Source organism: Lactobacillus taiwanensis DSM 21401 (genome assembly GCF_001436695.1).
Lineage (GTDB): Bacteria > Bacillota > Bacilli > Lactobacillales > Lactobacillaceae > Lactobacillus > Lactobacillus taiwanensis.
Genome location: NZ_AYZG01000011.1, coordinates 48,060 through 65,964, shown reverse-complemented (window position 1 = coordinate 65,964; position 17,905 = coordinate 48,060). Strand labels below are relative to the sequence as shown.

Here is a 17,905-nt window from a genome sequence, read left to right as displayed (position 1 = left end):
GCAGGCAGAAATCTGTGTGAAAGGAATTGTGATTGAAGTGATAGACAACTTAGGAGCTGCGATCAAAAAAAGACGCAGGAGTTTGAGAATGACTCAAGAGGACCTTGCGGAATTCAGTAGTCTATCAGTAAATTTCATCTCTAAAATTGAAAGAACAGGTAACCAAAATATCAGTATTCAAAAATTAGATGCGATTGCAAAAGCACTACAAACATCCGTAATTACTTTAATTGATGAATCCTCAAAAACTCCCAAATCACAGACATTTGTAAATAAGTTAAGTAATGACCGTGTTTTTCTTGACAAACTTACAAATGATATGAAAAAACTTCCTGTCGCTCAGGAAGAAGCTTTAGCTAAGAGTTTTATTACTATAATTAATACTTTTGCTAAAGAAGATAAATAAAAAACTTTGACATTTAGAATTACAATTTTGTGTCCTATTTGTCAAAGTTTTTTTCTTTTATTTAAGAGTAAAATAAAAAGGAATTTACAAATCCCTCTTTATATAATATTAGTAAATCTTTTCAACTTGATCTTGAATATTTGAATTATTTAAAAATTCATCATAACTAGTCTCTGCACGACTGACAATTCCCTTAGATCCCACTTCAATAATATGATCTGCAATAGTTTGAATAAATTCATGATCATGAGAAGTAAATAGGATTGATCCTTGATAGTCTTTTAACGCATCATTAAGAGATGTAATTGACTCTAAATCCAAGTGGTTAGTCGGATCATCCATTACCAATACATTAGCTGGCTCAAGCATCATTCTTGAAAGCTGACAACGAACCTTCTCACCACCAGAAAGAACTTTTATCTTTTTATCAATTTCATCGCCTGAGAAGAGCATCCTACCTAAGAAGCCTCTTAGGAAAGTATTATCGTCCTGTTCTTTTGTCGCATATTGACGAAGCCAATCTAAAATTGTTAATTCATCATTGTTAAAATTAGCATTTAAATCACGAGACATATAATTGAATGCTGTTGTTTGACCCCAAGTCACAGTACCCGTCTCTGGCTTGATTTTTCCAGCAATAATATCCATTAAAGCGGTTGTAGCTAAAGTATTACGTGATAAAAAGGCGACTTTATCTCCGGGACGGACAATAAACGAAACATGGTCTAAAATCTTTTCACCATCAATACTGTAAGAAACATCTTCAACTTTTAAAAGATCATTTCCTAAATCACGATGCATTTCAAATTTTACATAAGGGTATTTACGTGATGAAGGTTTAATATCATCAAGCGTAATCTTCTCTAATTGCTTCTTTCTTGAAGTAGCTTGTTTTGATTTAGAAGCATTTGCTGAAAAGCGGGCAATAAATTCTTGTAATTCCTTAATTTTTTCCTCTTTCTTAGCATTTTGATTTGCTGCTAATTCAGAAGCTAACTTACTTGATTCATACCAGAAATCATAATTTCCCATATAAAGTTGGATTTTACCATAGTCAACGTCACACATTTGTGTACATACTTGATTCAAAAAGTGACGATCGTGAGAAACAACAATAACAATATTTGGATAGTCAGCCAAAAAATCTTCTAACCAATTTACAGTATGCACATCCAAACCATTAGTTGGCTCGTCAAGCAAAAGAATATCAGGATTGCCAAATAAAGCTTGAGCTAATAGCACTTTAACTTTTTCAGCTTCAGGAAGCTCACTCATCTTACTCTGATGCATATCTTCTGGAATACCTAGTGATTGCAATAATTTTGAAGCATCGGCTTCTGCATTCCAACCATCTAGTTCTGCAAACTTAGATTCAAGTTCAGCAGCTTTAACACCGTCTTCATCACTAAAATCAGGTTTAGAATAAAGTTCATCCTTTTCTTTCATTACTTGATAAAGTTCTTTATGTCCCTGAATTACTGTATCTAAAACAGTAAAATCTTCAAAAGCAAAGTGATCCTGATTTAAACTGGACATTCTTTCATTGGCATCAATGGATATATTTCCAGTAGTCGGTTCAATTTTACCCTCTAATAGTTTTAAAAAAGTAGATTTCCCGGCGCCATTGGCTCCGATTACTCCATAACAATTACCGGGAGTGAATTTTAAGTTAACATCTTCGTATAATGTACGACCAGATAAATTTAAACTCAAATCTGAGACAGTAATCAAATTATTTTCCCCTCTTACATCTAATTTTTAGTTATAACACATTATAGAAAGTCACTTTATGAAAAATCTAATGCAAACTGGTAATGAATGTAGCTAATCCAAATAAAATACCTGGAAAGTTAGCTACAAACAATGGCCAATCCTTTTTCTCTCTTAATAAAGCATATAGAACCCCAAAAAGCAGTTTATAGCAGCTACAAGTGGTTAAATGGGATTACCATAATTTTCTTGTAAATTGTTCATAATTTGCGGAATATAGGAAACATACATTAACACAGATAATATTGATCCAATTCGTCCAATCATGAGTACAGTCTTATTATCAAAAGATCTAATTTTCTTTTTCAACTAATCTTCCTTTCTATCTATGATATCTAGTTTACTTACTTTTTATAGTTATCTCAAGCACAAAAAAAAGAGATTGATTAAAAATCAACCTCTTTTTTAAAATACTAACTTAATTAGTCTAAGTCAACGTTGTCTGGGAAGAATGCTAAACGTTCACCCTTACCAAGTTCTTCTTCGATTTCAAGTAAACGGTTGTACTTTTCAACACGTTCTGAACGAGCTGGAGCACCAGTCTTCAATTGACCACCGTTAACAGCAACTGCGAAGTCAGCGATGAAAGTATCACCAGTTTCACCTGAACGGTGAGAAATCATAGTGTTGTAACCATTCTTACGTGAAAGACGAATAGTTTCAAGAGTTTCAGTAACAGTACCGATTTGGTTCAACTTAATTAATGAAGCGTTACCAGCACCTTCGTGAATAGCTTTGTTCAAAAGCTTAGGATTAGTACAAATGAAGTCGTCAAGAACGATTTGGATACGGTCCTTGTGGCTTTCAGTAAACTTAACCATACCTTCAACATCGTTTTCATCGTATGGGTCTTCCATAGAAATTAATTCTGGGAATTCGTCAAGTAACTTGTCGTAGTAGTCTGCCAATTCTTCGTCAGTAAGAACTTTACCTTCAAGGTGGTACTTGCCATCTTCTTTGTTGTAGAAGTATGAAGCAGCACAGTCACATGCAATAGCAATATCTTCACCTGGCTTGTAACCAGCCTTGATGATTGATTCATGTAATGCCTTCAAAGCTTCTTCTGAGTTCTTCATGTTAGGAGCGAAACCACCTTCGTCACCTAAACCAGTTTCGTAACCCATGTCTTCAAGAACTTTCTTCAAAGTGTGGTATACGTTAACGATCTTTTCAAAACCATCACGGAATGAAGTCTTAGCAACTGGAGTAATCATGAATTCTTGAATATCAATACCGTTGTCTGCGTGTTCCCCACCGTTAATAACGTTGTGGAAAGTTTGAGGCATTTCAAGGTCAGTACCACCAAGGTAACGGTATAATGGTTGGTGGTTATCCTTAGCAGCTGCAGCAGCAGTGGCCATAGATACACCTAAGATAGCGTTAGCACCTAGACGACCTTTGTTTGGAGTGCCGTCTAAAGCAATCATAGTAGCATCGATGTTTGGTTGATCATGTGGATCTAATCCCTTTAAAGCGTCGTTAATTTCAGTGTTAACGTTGTTAACAGCGTTCATAACACCTTTACCACCAAGACGTGAACCACCATCACGTAATTCAACAGCTTCGTTTTCACCAGTTGAAGCACCTGATGGAACTTCAGCCTTACCTACAACACCGTTTGAAAGAGTAACGAAAACTTCAACAGTTGGGTTACCACGTGAATCAAAGATTTCAAGTGCATGTACATTCTCAATAACTGATTTGAGCATTAAAAAAATCCTCCTTAAATTTGTGGCGAAAAATACAAACTAACCGAATTGGCATTTAGCCAGTGTTTTTCGTCGCTTTTAGGCATAGCCCTTTTGACTACAGATTTATTTTAAAGCAACTTTGTGAGGATGTAAACTAAAGAAAGCAATTATTTTTTACAAAAAAGATTGACTTATTAAAAAGCCAATCCTAAAAGCTGTTGTGCAATTGTAAAACAAAATAGAGCCAAACTTGTAGCACCTAAAACGTCTGATGGGTAGTGCGCTCTCATGTTTAAACGAGAAATTACTACTAGTCCCCAAGCAATTATTAGCGTAACTAATAGCCAAATTCCCATTACATGACCAAAAATTTGCCAAAGCATAAGTGACATAATTGTCGCACTTAAAACATGTCCACTAGGAAAACTATATCCATCTCGATAAGTTTTCATTGATAGAGGTCTTCTTCTTTTAACTGAATTTTTCAAGAAAATCCCTATTGCATCAGTTACTGCTAACGTCCCCAAAGCCCAAATAGCAAGCCAAGGATGTTTTAACATAACTAAAAGTCCTGCTAATATAAAATCCCAAACTACTATTACTTTAGGTTCATTCAAGATAGTAATAATCTTCCAGATCTTACCTTCTCTATTTCTAACAAGTTTATGGTGTAATAAATGGTCATAAAAATTAAATAAGCGAGAATTTCTAATGTTAAATATTAAACCCAGCAAAATTATCGCCGAAATCATTAATTGAATTAAACAATGCAATTTCACTTTTATCTAACCTCAATCAAATGTGCTAATGATCATTGTAACAGCAAATAAATAAAACACATACGTTTTTAAATTTTATTTAAATATTTTTTGTATTTACCATTTATTCCTAAATTGTTATAATTAAATCGTTGTATTTGGAGAGTTGGCAGAGTGGTAATGCACCGGACTCGAAATCCGGCGAACCGGCTTATACCGGCGCGCAGGTTCAAATCCTGTACTCTCCTTAAAATTGAAATAGAATTTTTAATCGTAAGCAAAAGCTTACGATTTTTTTATTATCCGCAATTCTAAAATTAATCTTTAAAAAGTCATTATTATTTCACACTTTTCTTGTATCTTAAAAATATACCGATTGATACAACGAAAGGACTCATATTATGGCAAGGATCATTATTTACAAGCCCCGCAAAGTTAAGTTGATGCGTCAGGCTATTGAACGTTACTTAAATCATAAAATTTCTAAAAATAACTAATTTATGTGGCTAATCTGTAAGGTTAGCCTTTTTTAATTAAAACATTTCAATTATTTTATCCATTAATGGTGTTACTTGCCTATCTTTACGCCACACCAAATTTAAGTGAGTAATCCAATGTTCATGTTTAATTGGAATAATTTTACTTTTACCATAAGTATGCGCAATTGATTCTGGAACTAGTGCCACTCCCAATCCTTCATCTGCCCAATGAATTGCAGTTCTAGCATCATCACATATTACAGCATAAAAAGGCCTTATCCCTTGATGACGAAAACTTCTATTAAATATTTCTTGAAAACGACGATATAAAATTAATGGTTTATTCTCTAATTGACTAAGATGATCAATTTCATTTTCCTGTAAAAAATCATTATTTGCTACCGCAACCATGTGTTCTTGATAAAAATCTTTAGAATTCAATCCTTCTAAATTAAAAGGTGTTCTAACAATTCCTAAATCTAAAATTCCATCCTGCAATTGTTCTACAATCCCAAAAGTATTAGCTTCATGTATTTTAAAAGATACACTTGGGTAATAATTTATTAGTTGTTTAAACTGCTTATTAGGTACAACTCCCCCACATGATGAAATAACTCCAATTCTAATTTTTCCTAATTCGCCTTCTTTAATTTGATGAATTTGACTTGTGACTGCCAAGCTAAGATTAACAATCTTCTCAGCATACTTTTGAAAAATTTTTCCTTCTTCTGTTAATTCTATTCCATGTGCATTTCGGACAAAAAGCTGGGTTCCAACCTCCTTTTCCAGTTGTTTTAGTTGATAACTTAACGGCGGTTGAGCAATGTATAACTTTTTAGCTGCAGAAGTAATCTGCCTTTCTTCAGCAACTACTAAAAAATACTTTAATTGTTTAATATTCATTATCATTCATCTTCTAAATTATCTATATTTTTAATATCTTCTATCTTAATTTGATATTTTCTTAATAACAAGAACTGCGCTAAAATATTTTAGGAAATTAGATAAATATCGGAGGATTATTATGGAAAATAAAGAACTGCAAGGACTAACCCAATCCCAAGCAGAAGAGCGTCTGAAAAAAGATGGTCTAAATGAAGTTCCAGAACCTGAATTTAATTTTTTAAAAGAATTCATGTCTAAATTGTGGAACTTATCAGCTTGGATTTTAGAAGCAGCCCTTTTACTAGAATGCATTTTAGGAAAATGGATACAATCTTTATTTGTGCTATTAATGCTTTTGTTTGCTGCGTTTAATGGTGCAACTCAAAAGAAAAAATCACGTCGCGTTTTAAATACCATTTCGCATGAATTAACTCCTTCTGTTTCAGTAAAAAGAGATGGAAAATGGCAACAAATAAATTCAAAATTTCTGGCTGTTGGTGATCTAATAAGCTTAAAGCGTGGAGATGTTTTAGCAGCAGATGTAAAAATTGCTCAAGGTCAAATTACAGTTGATGAAAGTTCCATCACTGGTGAATCAAAAGCAATAAAAAAATCGGTTGGTGCTACTGCTTATGCTGGAACTACTGTAGTTGATGGAGATGCCTTAGCCACAGTTGTAGCTACAGGAAGCAATTCACGATCCGGAAAAACAATTAACCTGATCAACAATTCAGCTGCTCCTGGTCACTTACAACAATTATTGACCAGAATTATCTATTATCTTTGCTTACTAGATGGTGTCTTAACCTTAATTCTAGTAATTGCTGCATTAATCCGTGGTCAAAATGTTATTGAAATGTTGCCATTCTTAGCAATGATGTTTATTGCTTCGATTCCTGTCGCAATGCCATCAACTTTTGCTCTATCTAACTCTTTTGAAGCTACCCGTCTAAGTAAGGAAGGAGTGTTAACGTCTGACCTAACCGGGATTCAAGATGCAGCCAATTTGAACTTACTATTGCTTGACAAGACTGGTACTATTACAGAAAATAAAACTTCCGTTTCTCACTGGGATAATTTAAGTAAGTTACCAAATCAAGAAGTTCTTGCGCTAGCTGGAGCAGCAACTGATAAACGTAGTCCCAGCATCATTGATAACGCTATTGATGATTATTTAAAAGAAAAAGGTGTTGCACCTGACACCCCTAAAAAATTTATTCCTTTTACTTCAGATACTGGTTACTCAATGGCTGAAGTTGGAGACTACAATATCAAGTTAGGTTCATTTAAACAATTATCTCTAATCGATAAAAATGCGGAAGAGGAAGCTAAAGGAATTGACTTTACCGCTGGACGATCAGTGGCAGTTTTAATTAATGATAGATTAGCTGGAGTATTCATTCTACGCGATAAAGTAAGATCGGATTCCAAAAAAGCCCTAGAGGAGCTTAAAAGACGTGGCATTAAGCCAATTATGCTTACTGGAGACAACCGCAGAACTGCAGAAGCTGTTGCTAAAGAAGTTGGCTTAACTGGTAAAGTTATCTCAATTCATGATTTTAATAAAAATACAGATGTTAATGATTTAGCAGGAATTGCAGATGTTTTACCAGAAGATAAATTAAATATGGTTAAACTTTTCCAACAAGATGGATATATCGTAGGAATGACTGGAGATGGTGTTAATGACGCGCCTGCTCTAAAACAAGCCGAAGTTGGAATCGCTGTTTCAAATGCAGCCGACGTCGCAAAACGAAGCGGCAAGATGGTACTTTTAGAAGATGGACTAAGTCCAATCGTTAAAATCCTCGATGCTGGTCACCGTGTTTACCAAAGAATGACTACGTGGTCACTTACCAAACTATCTCGTACTGCTGAATTAACTATGTTATTAACTTTTGGTTATCTTTGCTTTAACTATATTCCCATGGCTTTAAACGCAATGGTTATCTATACTATTATGAATAATATGGTAACAATGATGATTGGGACTGATAATACACACATTACCTATAAACCTGAAAGTTGGAATATGCTTAAATTGGCTAAGATTGCCTTTTCACTTGCTGCTGGCTGGACGGCAATTGGTTTTGGCTTTGTTTGGTATTTAGTGTCACGCAATTATGCTCAAGGTACAGTTTCAACAATGGTTTACGTATATCTTGTTTTAAGTGCTATGCTAATTGTGCTAATTACTAGAACAAGAAAATTCTTCTGGCAATCAGCTCCATCAAAATCGGTTGCTATTGTACAAGTTATAGATGTCTTGCTTACTTTTGCTTTAGCATTATTAGGTTTAGCAATGACCCAAATTAGTTTTGCAAATCTAGGCTTAACTATTATTGTTGCCCTACTTGCAGCAGTTGTAATTGACCTATTCTATCAACCAATTATGAAAAACAAATAATTGAAAAAAGCAGATTACTTAAAAATGAAGTGCCATATAAAAGTTAGACATTTTATAAATTTTTAAATATTTGATAATACACGATTTCTGTATTTGACAGGGGTCGTGTATTTTAGTTTATTAGAACGTCTGATGTATTAGCTAAGCCAACTGAATTTAATATTCCATCTGGTAAAATTGAAATTTGTGGTTGCGGATTCCCTGTTGTTGCATTAGGTGTGGTTGTTTTTAAAACCATTGCTTCTAACGCATTTACATCAAAACTGCTGGTGAAATGCGCAAAGAGGCAATGAATGGCAATATTAAAAATTGTACCATTACTCCAAATCATCGAATTAAGAAATACTGGCAAAAGATAAAGGAAAAGAAGATTGAAGATTAAGAAAGCAAAAAATTCCTCAGCCGAAATTAATCAACTGAGGAGTAAAAGCTTTATGTATTTCTACTATCTACTTGGCGAGAAATGTATCAAATGGTATAAATCTTGACTTTTATTTTTTAATTTCAATAATTTTATCAGCTTTTTCTCTAAGCTCATCATCCAAATTATGGGTAATGTACAAAATTGTACTTTCTAAATTAAATAGTTTACTTTCAATTTTATGACGAGTAACTTCGTCTAAGCCAGAGGAAAACTCATCTAGAATCAAAATATTCTTTTTATCTAATAATAAGCGTGCTAGTTCTATTCTCTTAGCTTCTCCTCCAGATATTTTTTGAGGATCAATCTTTCTATACAATTCTTCTTCATTAGCCCATTTCCTAAGCTCTACAAATCTTAAAACTTTGAATAAGTCTTCTTTTGGGTATTTCTCTGTGTTAAACAAAGTGAGATTATTGATTAATGTCGTTGAAAATATGTGACCTGATTGAGGTAAGTAACTAACTTGTGAAAAGATACTATTATCTTTAATCTTTTTAATATTGATATTATTGAATAGAATACTTCCCTGATAATCTAATATTTGTTTAGTTAAAAGTTTAAATAGTGTAGTTTTTCCACTTCCACTTGGACCATGGATCACATATTTCTTATCATTGGATATTTCAAGATTTCCGATTTTAACTACACGTTCAGAATTATAAACTACGCTTACATTATCAAATTTAATATTTTTGAAATCAGAAATAGTTTGTATTTCTGGATTATTTTTCTTAACGTTAACAAAACTTGACTCAATTTCCTTGAATAATTTTTTCCCACTAACTATCTGAGAAAACATATCAGAAAAGCTATAAATTGGAAATGAAATATTTGTAACCAATTGTGAAAATGCAACAATTGCTCCCACAGTCATACTTTTATTTAAAATCAAAAAAGATCCTATCAGCCATGTTCCTAAGTACAAGATATTGGAAAAAGTATTATTAAAAACAGTAGATAGATTCATAGCTCTAACTTCATTCTTTTGGTTAGCAAGCAAAGTTTTATTAGCCGACTTTTCTTGCTTTTTCACAAAACTACTTCCACCATTTATTTTCCAGTCTACGAATCCTTTCAAATAATCTGAAATTTTAGAAATATAGGTGTCGGTAGCCTTAACAGTTTTAAATAGTTGTTTTTTCAAGAACTTTTCTAAATAACAACGGTAAAAACATATTTGGAATACTTAATATAATAGCTACAAGAGCCATTACAGGATTAATAAAGAACGCAACAATACATGCCGTAATAAACTGAATTAATAAGTAACTTCCCCAAAAAATAGCAGTAAAGTAATTTTGTTCTAACGTATCCATTTGAGAAGTCATTAAAGAAATATACTCTCCACTATCTTTTTTAGTAAAAGAAGAAATTCTCTGAGCAGAGATTCTTTCAAAAATAATATTTCGATATAAGCTAATTGATTTTTTAGCTAAATATTCTGAATTATATTGTTGAAAATAATAAAAAATTGCATTTATGATGATATAACTGATGACAATAAGGACTAAAAAGGAGTAGCTTAAACTTGATTTTTTGGTAGCTACATTCATCATTAATTGTAGAACTAAAGCATTGGATACATTTAAGATAGCTAAAATGACTGATAAAACACTAAACAGTAATATTTGTTTGGGATAGGTTCGAATTACATACTTCATTTAACTACTCCTAAAGTATATTGTTGGATATCCTCATTTTCTCTAAATCCTTGAAACCAGAGACCATTACTAAAGTTTAGATTTAAATTTTTATTCAATTTTTTCTGTCCTCCATTCTAAAGCTCCAATATCGAAAAAAACTCGTTCCCGATACTTAAAAGGTTTTTTACCAGCACAATAGTCGCTTATTTGTCGTGCTACTATATGTCCCACATTAGCTACTATAGATGACTGTGCCTTATTATTTGCATTAGTAAATATTCGTTTCTCTTTATAAATTTCATGTTTATATAAAAAATCATATACATTGTTGGGATAATAGAATTCTGCTAGCGAAACAACATTGCTTATGTATCCCGCATTAATAACATAGGAGATATTTAATTCGTTCGCGGCAATTTCTGTTAATTTAGCCAATTCTCTTGTAGATGGATAATCTCCAGCTTGAATCACTATATCTATCTTATATTCCTTACATAAATCAACAATTTTGGCTGAATTATTACACATAATATCGATTAGAATAATCGAAGGGCGCCCACCTCTTTCAAAAAGAACTTCTACTTTCTTTTTATTCAAATCACTTTTCACATAATTCTGTCTATATAAATTATCCTTTTTTATATCAGAAAATTTTGTGATAATTTCTCCTTTACTTCGTGGTTTTTTTAAATAGCATAATAAATCTTTTAAAGAATCTTGATAATTTATTTTTATAACTAAACCATTTAGATAATTTCTAATTATTAGTTTCTTATCATCAAGTGACTTAAATAAAAAAATACCATCTTGTAATATAAACATCTTTCACCTTAAAAATATTAAAAATACTTCTAAATTAATTAGAATTTTTATTAAAATAAAAATCCTATTAAATCAAGGCGTATTATTACCATGATTTAGTAGGATTTCTTTGATTCATGTGCCTTTTTGATAATCCTCAGACTAATTCCAAAGTTGCCAGCTGTTTCTCTTTTGAGTGTAACTTAAAGTTACATCTAAAGTAGTCAAATCAATAACTTCTTCTGTTGATACTTCTTTCATTTAAATCAACACCTAACTTTAAAACGCTAAAAGCATTCTTATTTGAAACTAATAATAATATGCTTTTTTAATCATGTCAACATTTTTAATCTTATATTTTAATATAACTCGCTAAATAATTTGTTTACATGCATTACTTCATAAAAATATTATTAAAAAACCAATATTTATGTGAAGTGCCATACAAAAGTTAGACATTTTATAAATTTTTAAATATTTGATAATACACGACTTCTGTATTTAACAGGGGGCGTGTATTTTAGTTTATTGGAACGTCTGATGTTATTGAACCGGTAGATATATTCTTGAAGTACTTTTTCCATTTCTTCCAATGAACCAATCTTCAAGCGATTTAGTTTTTCTCTTTTCATTAGATTAATTATTGTTTCTCCAGGTGCATTATCATGACAGTTACCTTTGCGTGACATGCTTTGAATAATATTCATCTCTTTTAATCTAGCTTGATAACCAGGATTTTGATACTGAAATTCTTGATCTGAATGCAGGATAGGATTAGCCTCTTTAGGCAAATGTTTCTCTAACTCATCAAGCATTTTATAAATAGTTTTCATCTCAGGGGAGTGGCTAACTGAACAAGCTAAGATTTCTAAAGAAGCTTCATCCACTACTGGAGATATATAAACTTTTCTGCCATTAGTTAGCTTATATTCTGTCACATCAGTATGTAGAACATGATAAGGTCTGGTTTCATCAAAGGTTTGGTTAAGAATATTTAGTGCCTTCTTGCCAACATTCCCCTTATAAGAGCCATATTTAGCTGTATTCTTATGATACAGTGTGGTTTTAATGCCAATACCTCGCATTATTTTTCGCACTGTTTCCATCGCAAGCTTAATACCTTCATCTCTTAAAGCAGCCCACATTGGACGATAACCATATGTTTCATCAGCTTCACCATAATATATTTCTTTGATCTTTTCCTTAACTTCAGCGTATTTATCAGTCTTGTCAAGACGATTTTTGATATTATCGTAGTAAGTTTTGCGATTTAAATTAAGCAGCTTAAATAAGGTCTTAAGCTTAACTTGAGGTTCTTCAGCCCGAATATCCAGGATTATTTGTGATTTTCGTCTATTGGATAACGTGGATATCGGGCAGCCACTTTTTTAAGATTAAGTTCTCTATACGTAATCTTTCTAATTCAGCTTCTTGTTGTAAGATTTTCTCTTCGTACTTTTCCTTCTCGCTAAGCTCAATTTTCTGAGCTCTTTTTTTGATATACTTCGTCTTTTTAGGTATTTTACGTGGGCATCCTTTCTGATTAGGTTTCAGCCCAGCAATACCTTCTTCATTAAATTTATGTGTCCAAGAATACACTTGAGAAGGGTTGATATTAAACCTAGCTGCTGCCTCTGTTCGTTCTTGATTATTAGTTAGATAGTAGCGTACCACATCGAGTTTAAATTCAAAAGAATATTCTTTCTTAGTATGCTTAACTCTAAGAGCCTCTAATCCTTGTTTTTGTGCCAATTTAACCCATCTAAAAATTTGATAATTAGGAAGAATATCATATTCTTTTTCTAATCCTAATAATGAATTAACATGATTTAAATATTTAGAAACAACTTCTATTTTTAATTCAGTTGAATATTTGGTCATAAAAAAGTGCCTCACAATCATTAGATTTATGTCTAACAATTATGAGGCACTTCAAAAAATAGTAATCTGCTTTTTAGATATAACACAATAAAATGAATTAATTTTGATAAGTTTCCTTGATAAACAAAACGCAAACTGCTGCTAATATTCCTGAAACACCTGCTGTTAACATCATTGCGGGCATTGAATATTTCATCAGTGGGAATAATACAAAGCTTAGTAATGACGCAATAATTTGTGGTAAACAAATTGAACAGTTAAATAATCCTAAATAAGTCCCCATGTGTTTGCCAGATAAGGCATTAGAAACCATAGTTAAAGGATAAGTATTCATCGCAGCCCAAGACATTCCGATTAAAACAAATGATAAAATAAGTAAATTCTGTGAGTGAACAAAAAAGATTGATCCATATCCTACAGCTCCCAACAACAAACTAATTCCATAACCTAACTTATGATGATCATTTGGTACTTTTGCTAAAACATATGACCAAATTACTGCTGCAATAGATTGTACAGCCGTTAAAACACCAAACCAGTTACCTGCTAATTGGTAACCTGAAGAAGCGGGATCAACTGCTCTCCATACATTTTTGGCAATAGCTCCTGTAGCGTAAGTGGACAAATATTGAAATGAAAACCAACAAAACAATTGTACTAAGGAAACTTCCCAAAAAACTTTAGGTGCATGTTTTAGTAATACAAACCAGTTACCATCCTTTTTATTATCTTCTTCTTTAATACCATGATAACGTGCATAAGTTTTAGGATCATATTCATGGACCTTTGTTACGGTTAACAAGCTAGTAATAACAAGGATTACAGCACCTACATAAAATGAAATTACAACCGATTGAGGCACTACGCCCTTTTCAGCAGTATTGGCCACACCTAAAACTGTTAATAAGAATGGGAAAAATGCTGCAATTACTGCACCAGAGTTTGAAAGCATACTCTGAATACCGTAAGCATATGATTTTTGTTCATCATTAACCATATCCCCAATCATCATTTTAAATGGTTGCATCGCCATATTGGCCGCCACATCTAAAATGGCAATTGCAATAGCACCAAATACTAAAGCTTCAATAGATCCATATCCCAAACCAAAATTACCAATATTTGGCAAAAGTAACATCATAACTACCGCGAAGATCATCCCAATTAATAAATACGGTAATCTTCTTCCGCCAAGTTTTGGAGCCCATGTTTTATCAGATAATGATCCAATAGCTGGTTGAACCACTAGACCAGCTAAAGGAGGCAAAATGAAGAACCAACCTAATTTCGTTGGGTCAGCACCTAAAGTTTGAAAAATACGACTCATTTGTGATGTTTCAAGTGTAAAGGCAATTTGGATACCTAAATATCCAAAATTAATCATCCAAATTATACTTTTAGCAAGTTTTGGCAAACCAGATACTTCATTATTTTTATCCATAATTTTCTCCCTCACTATTACGCCTAAGCGCTTTCATAATTTTATATTAAGCAAGGATGAAAATGCTTTCAATATTAAATAAACTGTTACCGGTAACTAAAATTATAAAAAAGGACTGCCAATCTTTCTTTATAAACGAAGGATTAACAGTCTAAGGGAGATTTTATTTTTTAATTCTCTTATATTCTAAAAAATCATAATCAAATTCATTTTTGTTATCTGCTGAATGTTTTTCAATATTAAACAACTTAAAATCGTCATAATTTATATCCGACATTTTCGTATCACCAACAAATAGATGATGGATCTTGGTTTTTTGAAGAACATCAACATCATTTTCAAATTCCTCAAAAAGTCTCGCTCCACCAATAATATCAATTATTTCATTAGAATGATTTCCTAGCCAATTTCTTAATTGTTCAATCTGTGAAAAGATCTTAACGCGTGGATTATCTTGATATTCACGCTGCAAGATTGGGCTAGTCGAAAGAATAACATGCTCTCTTTTAGGAAGGAGCCCAGGAAAACTTTCAAAAGTTTTTCTTCCCATAACAATTACATGATCAGAAGTTAATTCTTTAAAATGTTTCATATCAGCTGGTAAATGCCAGGGTAACCTACCTTGGTAACCAATATAACTGGCTTCATCTTCTGCCCAAATAAATCTTAGCATTGATATCTCCTTATTCTTAAACGGCTACTGCTGCCTTAATTGTGCCATGATGTCGATAATCAATTAACTTGATATCTGACATTTCAAAATCTTGAACCATTTTTTTATCAGGATTTAACCAAAGTTGAGGAGAATTATAAGGCTTTCTACTCAATAAATCCTTCACTTGATTAAAATGATTTTTATAAATATGAGCATCTCCCAAAGTATGAATAAATTCACCTGGTTTTAAAGCTGTTTCTCGTGCAATTAGATTAACGAGCAAAGAGTAACTTGCAATATTAAACGGCACTCCTAAAAACATATCCCCTGATCTTTGATACAGCTGTAAACTTAATTTTCCATCATTAACATAAAATTGAAATAAAACGTGACATGGTGGCAACGCAGAAGTTGGAACATCTTCTGGATTCCAAGCACTGACAATTAAACGCCTAGAATATGGTGTCTTCTTTATTTGATCAATTACATTTTGAATTTGATCAATGAAGCCACCTTCACGTTTTTTCCAGTGTCGCCATTGGGCGCCATATACGTCTCCTAAATTTCCATATGTTTCTGCAAAAGCTTGATCTTTTAATATTTTTTGATCAAACTTTTGCATTTCTTCTTGATAAATCTTCTTAAATTCAGGATCTTTTTGACTTCTAAGTCCGAAATCAGTCATATCAGGGCCATTATAATCAGAACTTTCTATCCAATTTTTAAAAGCCCACTCATCCCAAATATGATTATTATGTTCCAATAAAAATCGAATATTGGTATCTCCCCGTAGAAACCATAATAATTCGCTTTTAATAAGCCCAAACGGAATTCTTTTAGTAGTTAGAATAGGAAAGCCCTGGCTTAGATCAAATCTCATTTGCGCACCAAATAAACTTCTGGTACCTGTTCCTGTTCTATCTTCCTTATCATGTCCCTCAGACATAATTTTGTTTAATAAGTCTAAATATGGTTGCTCTAAAGTTGCCATTTTCTTTCTTCTTTCTATTGCGCATATTCTTCATTAAAATACCATATATTTAGTGTCTTGGTAAATACATATACTATATTTTGTATGTGCTTAGATGTGGTAGAATTAGATATTATATATTTTGGAGGAATTTTAATGATTTTAACGTGGGATATAATTCGACGAACTATTGAAGTTCTTTGGTTAATTAATGTAGGTTTAGCTATTTGGACTGTTTTTCGTAGTCATCGTGACATATCTTCTACATGGGCATGGCTTTTAATTTTATCGATCTTGCCATATGTTGGTTTTATATTATATTTATTTACCGGACGTCAATTATCTCATGACGATATTTTTTCAATTAAAACTGAACAAAAGAAATTTCGCGATCGCTTTCTTAATGAGCAAAATAAATTACTAAGAATTCATGATTTACTTCCAAGTAAAGACCAAAGTCCACGTAGTAGGCGATTAGTAGAATTAAACTTAAATAATGATGATGCCCTTTTAACCTTCAATAATAAAGTAGAAACTTTCGTAGATGGGCAAGTTCTATTTAAAAACATTCTAAAAAATATTGATCAAGCAAAAAATAGCATTAATATTGAATTCTATACTTTTTATGACGATCAATTGGGAAATCAAGTCTTACATGCTTTAGAAGAGGCTGCTAGTCGTGGAGTTAAAATTAGAATCCTATACGATGCAAGTGGTTCACGTGGTACACACCCTTCATTTTTTAAGAAATTGCGTCAATTAGGTGGACAGGCTCAACCCTTTATTTCAACAGCTGGGAATCGTTTCTTTACTACTCCACGTGCCAATTATCATTTACATCGCAAGTTAGTAATAATTGATAATGAAGTTGGCTATATCGGTGGCTTTAACATTGGTGACCAATATGTAGATCGAAGTCCAAAGTTTGGACACTGGCGAGATACTCATTTACGTGTTGTTGGGCAATCAGCCTTACTGATGGAAATTCGTTTTGCTATGGATTGGAATACAAGTTGTCGCAAATCTCATCTACCTAAATATAATGTTGATAGTTTGATTGAAAATTTTAAATTAAAAGTTGTTCAATCCGATAACTTAGTTCCAATGCAAATCGTTTCTTCAGGACCTGATAATAGTGATTTTGGTATTCGTCGCGCATATGAAGAAATAATTGCCCAGGCGCAAAATTACGTCTACATCCAAACTCCCTATCTAATTCCTGGAGACTCAATTTTAGAAGCTTTAATAATCGCAGCAAAAAGTGGTGTTGATGTAAGAATTATGATTCCTTCAATGCCAGATCATCCTTTTGTCTATCGCGCAACTGAATATTATGCAAAATATCTAGTTAATAATGGTGTCAAAGTTTATAAATATGATAATGGGTTCATTCATGCAAAAACTATTGTCAGCGGATCTAATATTGCTTCTGTTGGATCAGCTAATCAAGACTTCCGCAGTTATCAATTAAATTTTGAAGTAAATGCATTTACTTATAGTTCTAAGCTGACTAAAGAACTCAAAGAGATTTTTGAAAAAGATTTAAAAGACTCTACTTTACTAACAAAAGAATATTTTGACAATCAATCTAACTGGCGTAAATTTAAACAATACTTCTCACGATTATTATCACCAATTTTATAAAAAAACGAGGAAAACTCAGATTATTTATCTAAGTATTCCTCGTTTTTTCT

At 32.4% G+C, this 17,905-nt stretch carries 14 protein-coding genes, 1 tRNA gene and 2 pseudogenes; 4 read left to right on the top strand and 13 right to left on the bottom strand.

Features of this window, described 5'->3' with window-relative positions:
* The first annotated feature begins 16 nt into the window (after nt 1–16).
* Entirely contained in the window at nt 17–406 is a 390-nt protein-coding gene (locus FD18_RS02790; protein WP_077410342.1) for a helix-turn-helix domain-containing protein, read from the top strand.
* Nucleotides 407–514: 108 nt separating this feature from the next.
* Here the strand turns inward: FD18_RS02790 and FD18_RS02785 are convergent, their stop codons facing one another.
* From FD18_RS02785 to FD18_RS02770, 4 genes and pseudogenes are all read right to left on the bottom strand, one after another.
* Nucleotides 515–2,137, bottom strand: coding sequence for an ABC-F family ATP-binding cassette domain-containing protein (locus FD18_RS02785; protein ID WP_057718443.1), 1,623 nt, complete (start codon nt 2,135–2,137; stop codon nt 515–517).
* 67 nt (nt 2,138–2,204) lie between these two features.
* Nucleotides 2,205–2,443: pseudogene (locus tag FD18_RS10035) on the bottom strand (hypothetical protein).
* Nucleotides 2,444–2,598: 155 nt separating this feature from the next.
* Nucleotides 2,599–3,885 (bottom strand): phosphopyruvate hydratase, encoded by a 1,287-nt coding sequence (gene eno, locus FD18_RS02775; RefSeq protein WP_057718442.1) that lies wholly within the window; start codon nt 3,883–3,885, stop codon nt 2,599–2,601.
* 176 nt (nt 3,886–4,061) lie between these two features.
* Nucleotides 4,062–4,646, bottom strand: a complete 585-nt coding sequence (locus tag FD18_RS02770; RefSeq protein WP_083486743.1) for a phosphatase PAP2 family protein — start codon at nt 4,644–4,646, stop codon at nt 4,062–4,064.
* Between the two features lie 139 nt (nt 4,647–4,785).
* Between FD18_RS02770 and FD18_RS02765 the strand changes: the two genes are divergently transcribed.
* Nucleotides 4,786–4,873 (top strand) — tRNA-Ser (locus FD18_RS02765).
* Nucleotides 4,874–5,158: 285 nt separating this feature from the next.
* Here the strand turns inward: FD18_RS02765 and FD18_RS02760 are convergent.
* Nucleotides 5,159–6,007, bottom strand: coding sequence for a LysR family transcriptional regulator (locus FD18_RS02760; RefSeq protein ID WP_057718441.1), 849 nt, complete (start codon nt 6,005–6,007; stop codon nt 5,159–5,161).
* A gap of 121 nt (nt 6,008–6,128) precedes the next feature.
* Here FD18_RS02760 and FD18_RS02755 point away from each other — a divergent pair, with 121 nt between their 5' ends.
* The gene (locus tag FD18_RS02755; protein WP_057718440.1) at nt 6,129–8,396 is read left to right on the top strand and encodes an HAD-IC family P-type ATPase; all 2,268 of its coding nucleotides are present in this window, start codon (nt 6,129–6,131) and stop codon (nt 8,394–8,396) included.
* A gap of 136 nt (nt 8,397–8,532) precedes the next feature.
* Here FD18_RS02755 and FD18_RS09605 read toward each other — a convergent pair.
* The 8 genes and pseudogenes from FD18_RS09605 to FD18_RS02720 form a co-directional block, all read right to left on the bottom strand.
* Nucleotides 8,533–8,658, bottom strand: a pseudogene (locus FD18_RS09605) (dihydroorotate dehydrogenase catalytic subunit); the annotation flags it as partial.
* 229 nt (nt 8,659–8,887) lie between these two features.
* A complete protein-coding gene (locus FD18_RS10030; RefSeq protein WP_235499861.1) occupies nt 8,888–9,853 on the bottom strand; it encodes an ATP-binding cassette domain-containing protein in 966 nt (321 codons plus the stop codon).
* A 91-nt stretch (nt 9,854–9,944) separates the two neighbouring features.
* Nucleotides 9,945–10,481: an ABC transporter transmembrane domain-containing protein gene (locus tag FD18_RS10025; protein ID WP_235499860.1), complete on the bottom strand. Its 537-nt coding sequence runs from the start codon at nt 10,479–10,481 to the stop codon at nt 9,945–9,947.
* Between the two features lie 90 nt (nt 10,482–10,571).
* Nucleotides 10,572–11,285, bottom strand: coding sequence for a hypothetical protein (locus FD18_RS02745; protein ID WP_057718439.1), 714 nt, complete (start codon nt 11,283–11,285; stop codon nt 10,572–10,574).
* Between the two features lie 449 nt (nt 11,286–11,734).
* Nucleotides 11,735–13,145 (bottom strand): IS3 family transposase gene (locus tag FD18_RS09600; RefSeq protein WP_143464328.1). Its coding sequence is split into 2 segments (ribosomal slippage): nt 11,735–12,647 and nt 12,646–13,145, totalling 1,413 coding nucleotides; the frame shifts between segments, so codons are not numbered across the junction.
* A 97-nt stretch (nt 13,146–13,242) separates the two neighbouring features.
* A complete protein-coding gene (locus FD18_RS02730; RefSeq protein ID WP_057718437.1) occupies nt 13,243–14,586 on the bottom strand; it encodes an SLC45 family MFS transporter in 1,344 nt (447 codons plus the stop codon).
* A 163-nt stretch (nt 14,587–14,749) separates the two neighbouring features.
* Nucleotides 14,750–15,259 (bottom strand): dihydrofolate reductase, encoded by a 510-nt coding sequence (locus tag FD18_RS02725; protein ID WP_057718436.1) that lies wholly within the window; start codon nt 15,257–15,259, stop codon nt 14,750–14,752.
* Nucleotides 15,260–15,275: 16 nt separating this feature from the next.
* Nucleotides 15,276–16,232 (bottom strand): thymidylate synthase, encoded by a 957-nt coding sequence (locus FD18_RS02720; RefSeq protein ID WP_057718435.1) that lies wholly within the window; start codon nt 16,230–16,232, stop codon nt 15,276–15,278.
* Nucleotides 16,233–16,367: 135 nt separating this feature from the next.
* Here FD18_RS02720 and cls point away from each other — a divergent pair, with 135 nt between their 5' ends.
* The gene (cls, locus tag FD18_RS02715; RefSeq protein ID WP_057718434.1) at nt 16,368–17,855 is read left to right on the top strand and encodes a cardiolipin synthase; all 1,488 of its coding nucleotides are present in this window, start codon (nt 16,368–16,370) and stop codon (nt 17,853–17,855) included.
* The last annotated feature ends 50 nt before the right edge of the window (nt 17,856–17,905 follow it).

Excerpts from the sequence above, each read along its gene's own strand:
- eno (WP_057718442.1), bottom strand. The coding sequence starts at position 3,885 with ATGCTCAAATCAGTTATTGAGAATGTACATGCACTTGAAATCTTTGAT.
- FD18_RS02760 (WP_057718441.1), bottom strand. The coding sequence starts at position 6,007 with ATGAATATTAAACAATTAAAGTATTTTTTAGTAGTTGCTGAAGAAAGG.
- FD18_RS02755 (WP_057718440.1), top strand. The coding sequence starts at position 6,129 with ATGGAAAATAAAGAACTGCAAGGACTAACCCAATCCCAAGCAGAAGAG.
- FD18_RS10025 (WP_235499860.1), bottom strand. The coding sequence starts at position 10,481 with ATGAAGTATGTAATTCGAACCTATCCCAAACAAATATTACTGTTTAGT.
- FD18_RS02745 (WP_057718439.1), bottom strand. The coding sequence starts at position 11,285 with ATGTTTATATTACAAGATGGTATTTTTTTATTTAAGTCACTTGATGAT.
- FD18_RS02730 (WP_057718437.1), bottom strand. The coding sequence starts at position 14,586 with ATGGATAAAAATAATGAAGTATCTGGTTTGCCAAAACTTGCTAAAAGT.
- FD18_RS02725 (WP_057718436.1), bottom strand. The coding sequence starts at position 15,259 with ATGCTAAGATTTATTTGGGCAGAAGATGAAGCCAGTTATATTGGTTAC.
- FD18_RS02720 (WP_057718435.1), bottom strand. The coding sequence starts at position 16,232 with ATGGCAACTTTAGAGCAACCATATTTAGACTTATTAAACAAAATTATG.
- cls (WP_057718434.1), top strand. The coding sequence starts at position 16,368 with ATGATTTTAACGTGGGATATAATTCGACGAACTATTGAAGTTCTTTGG.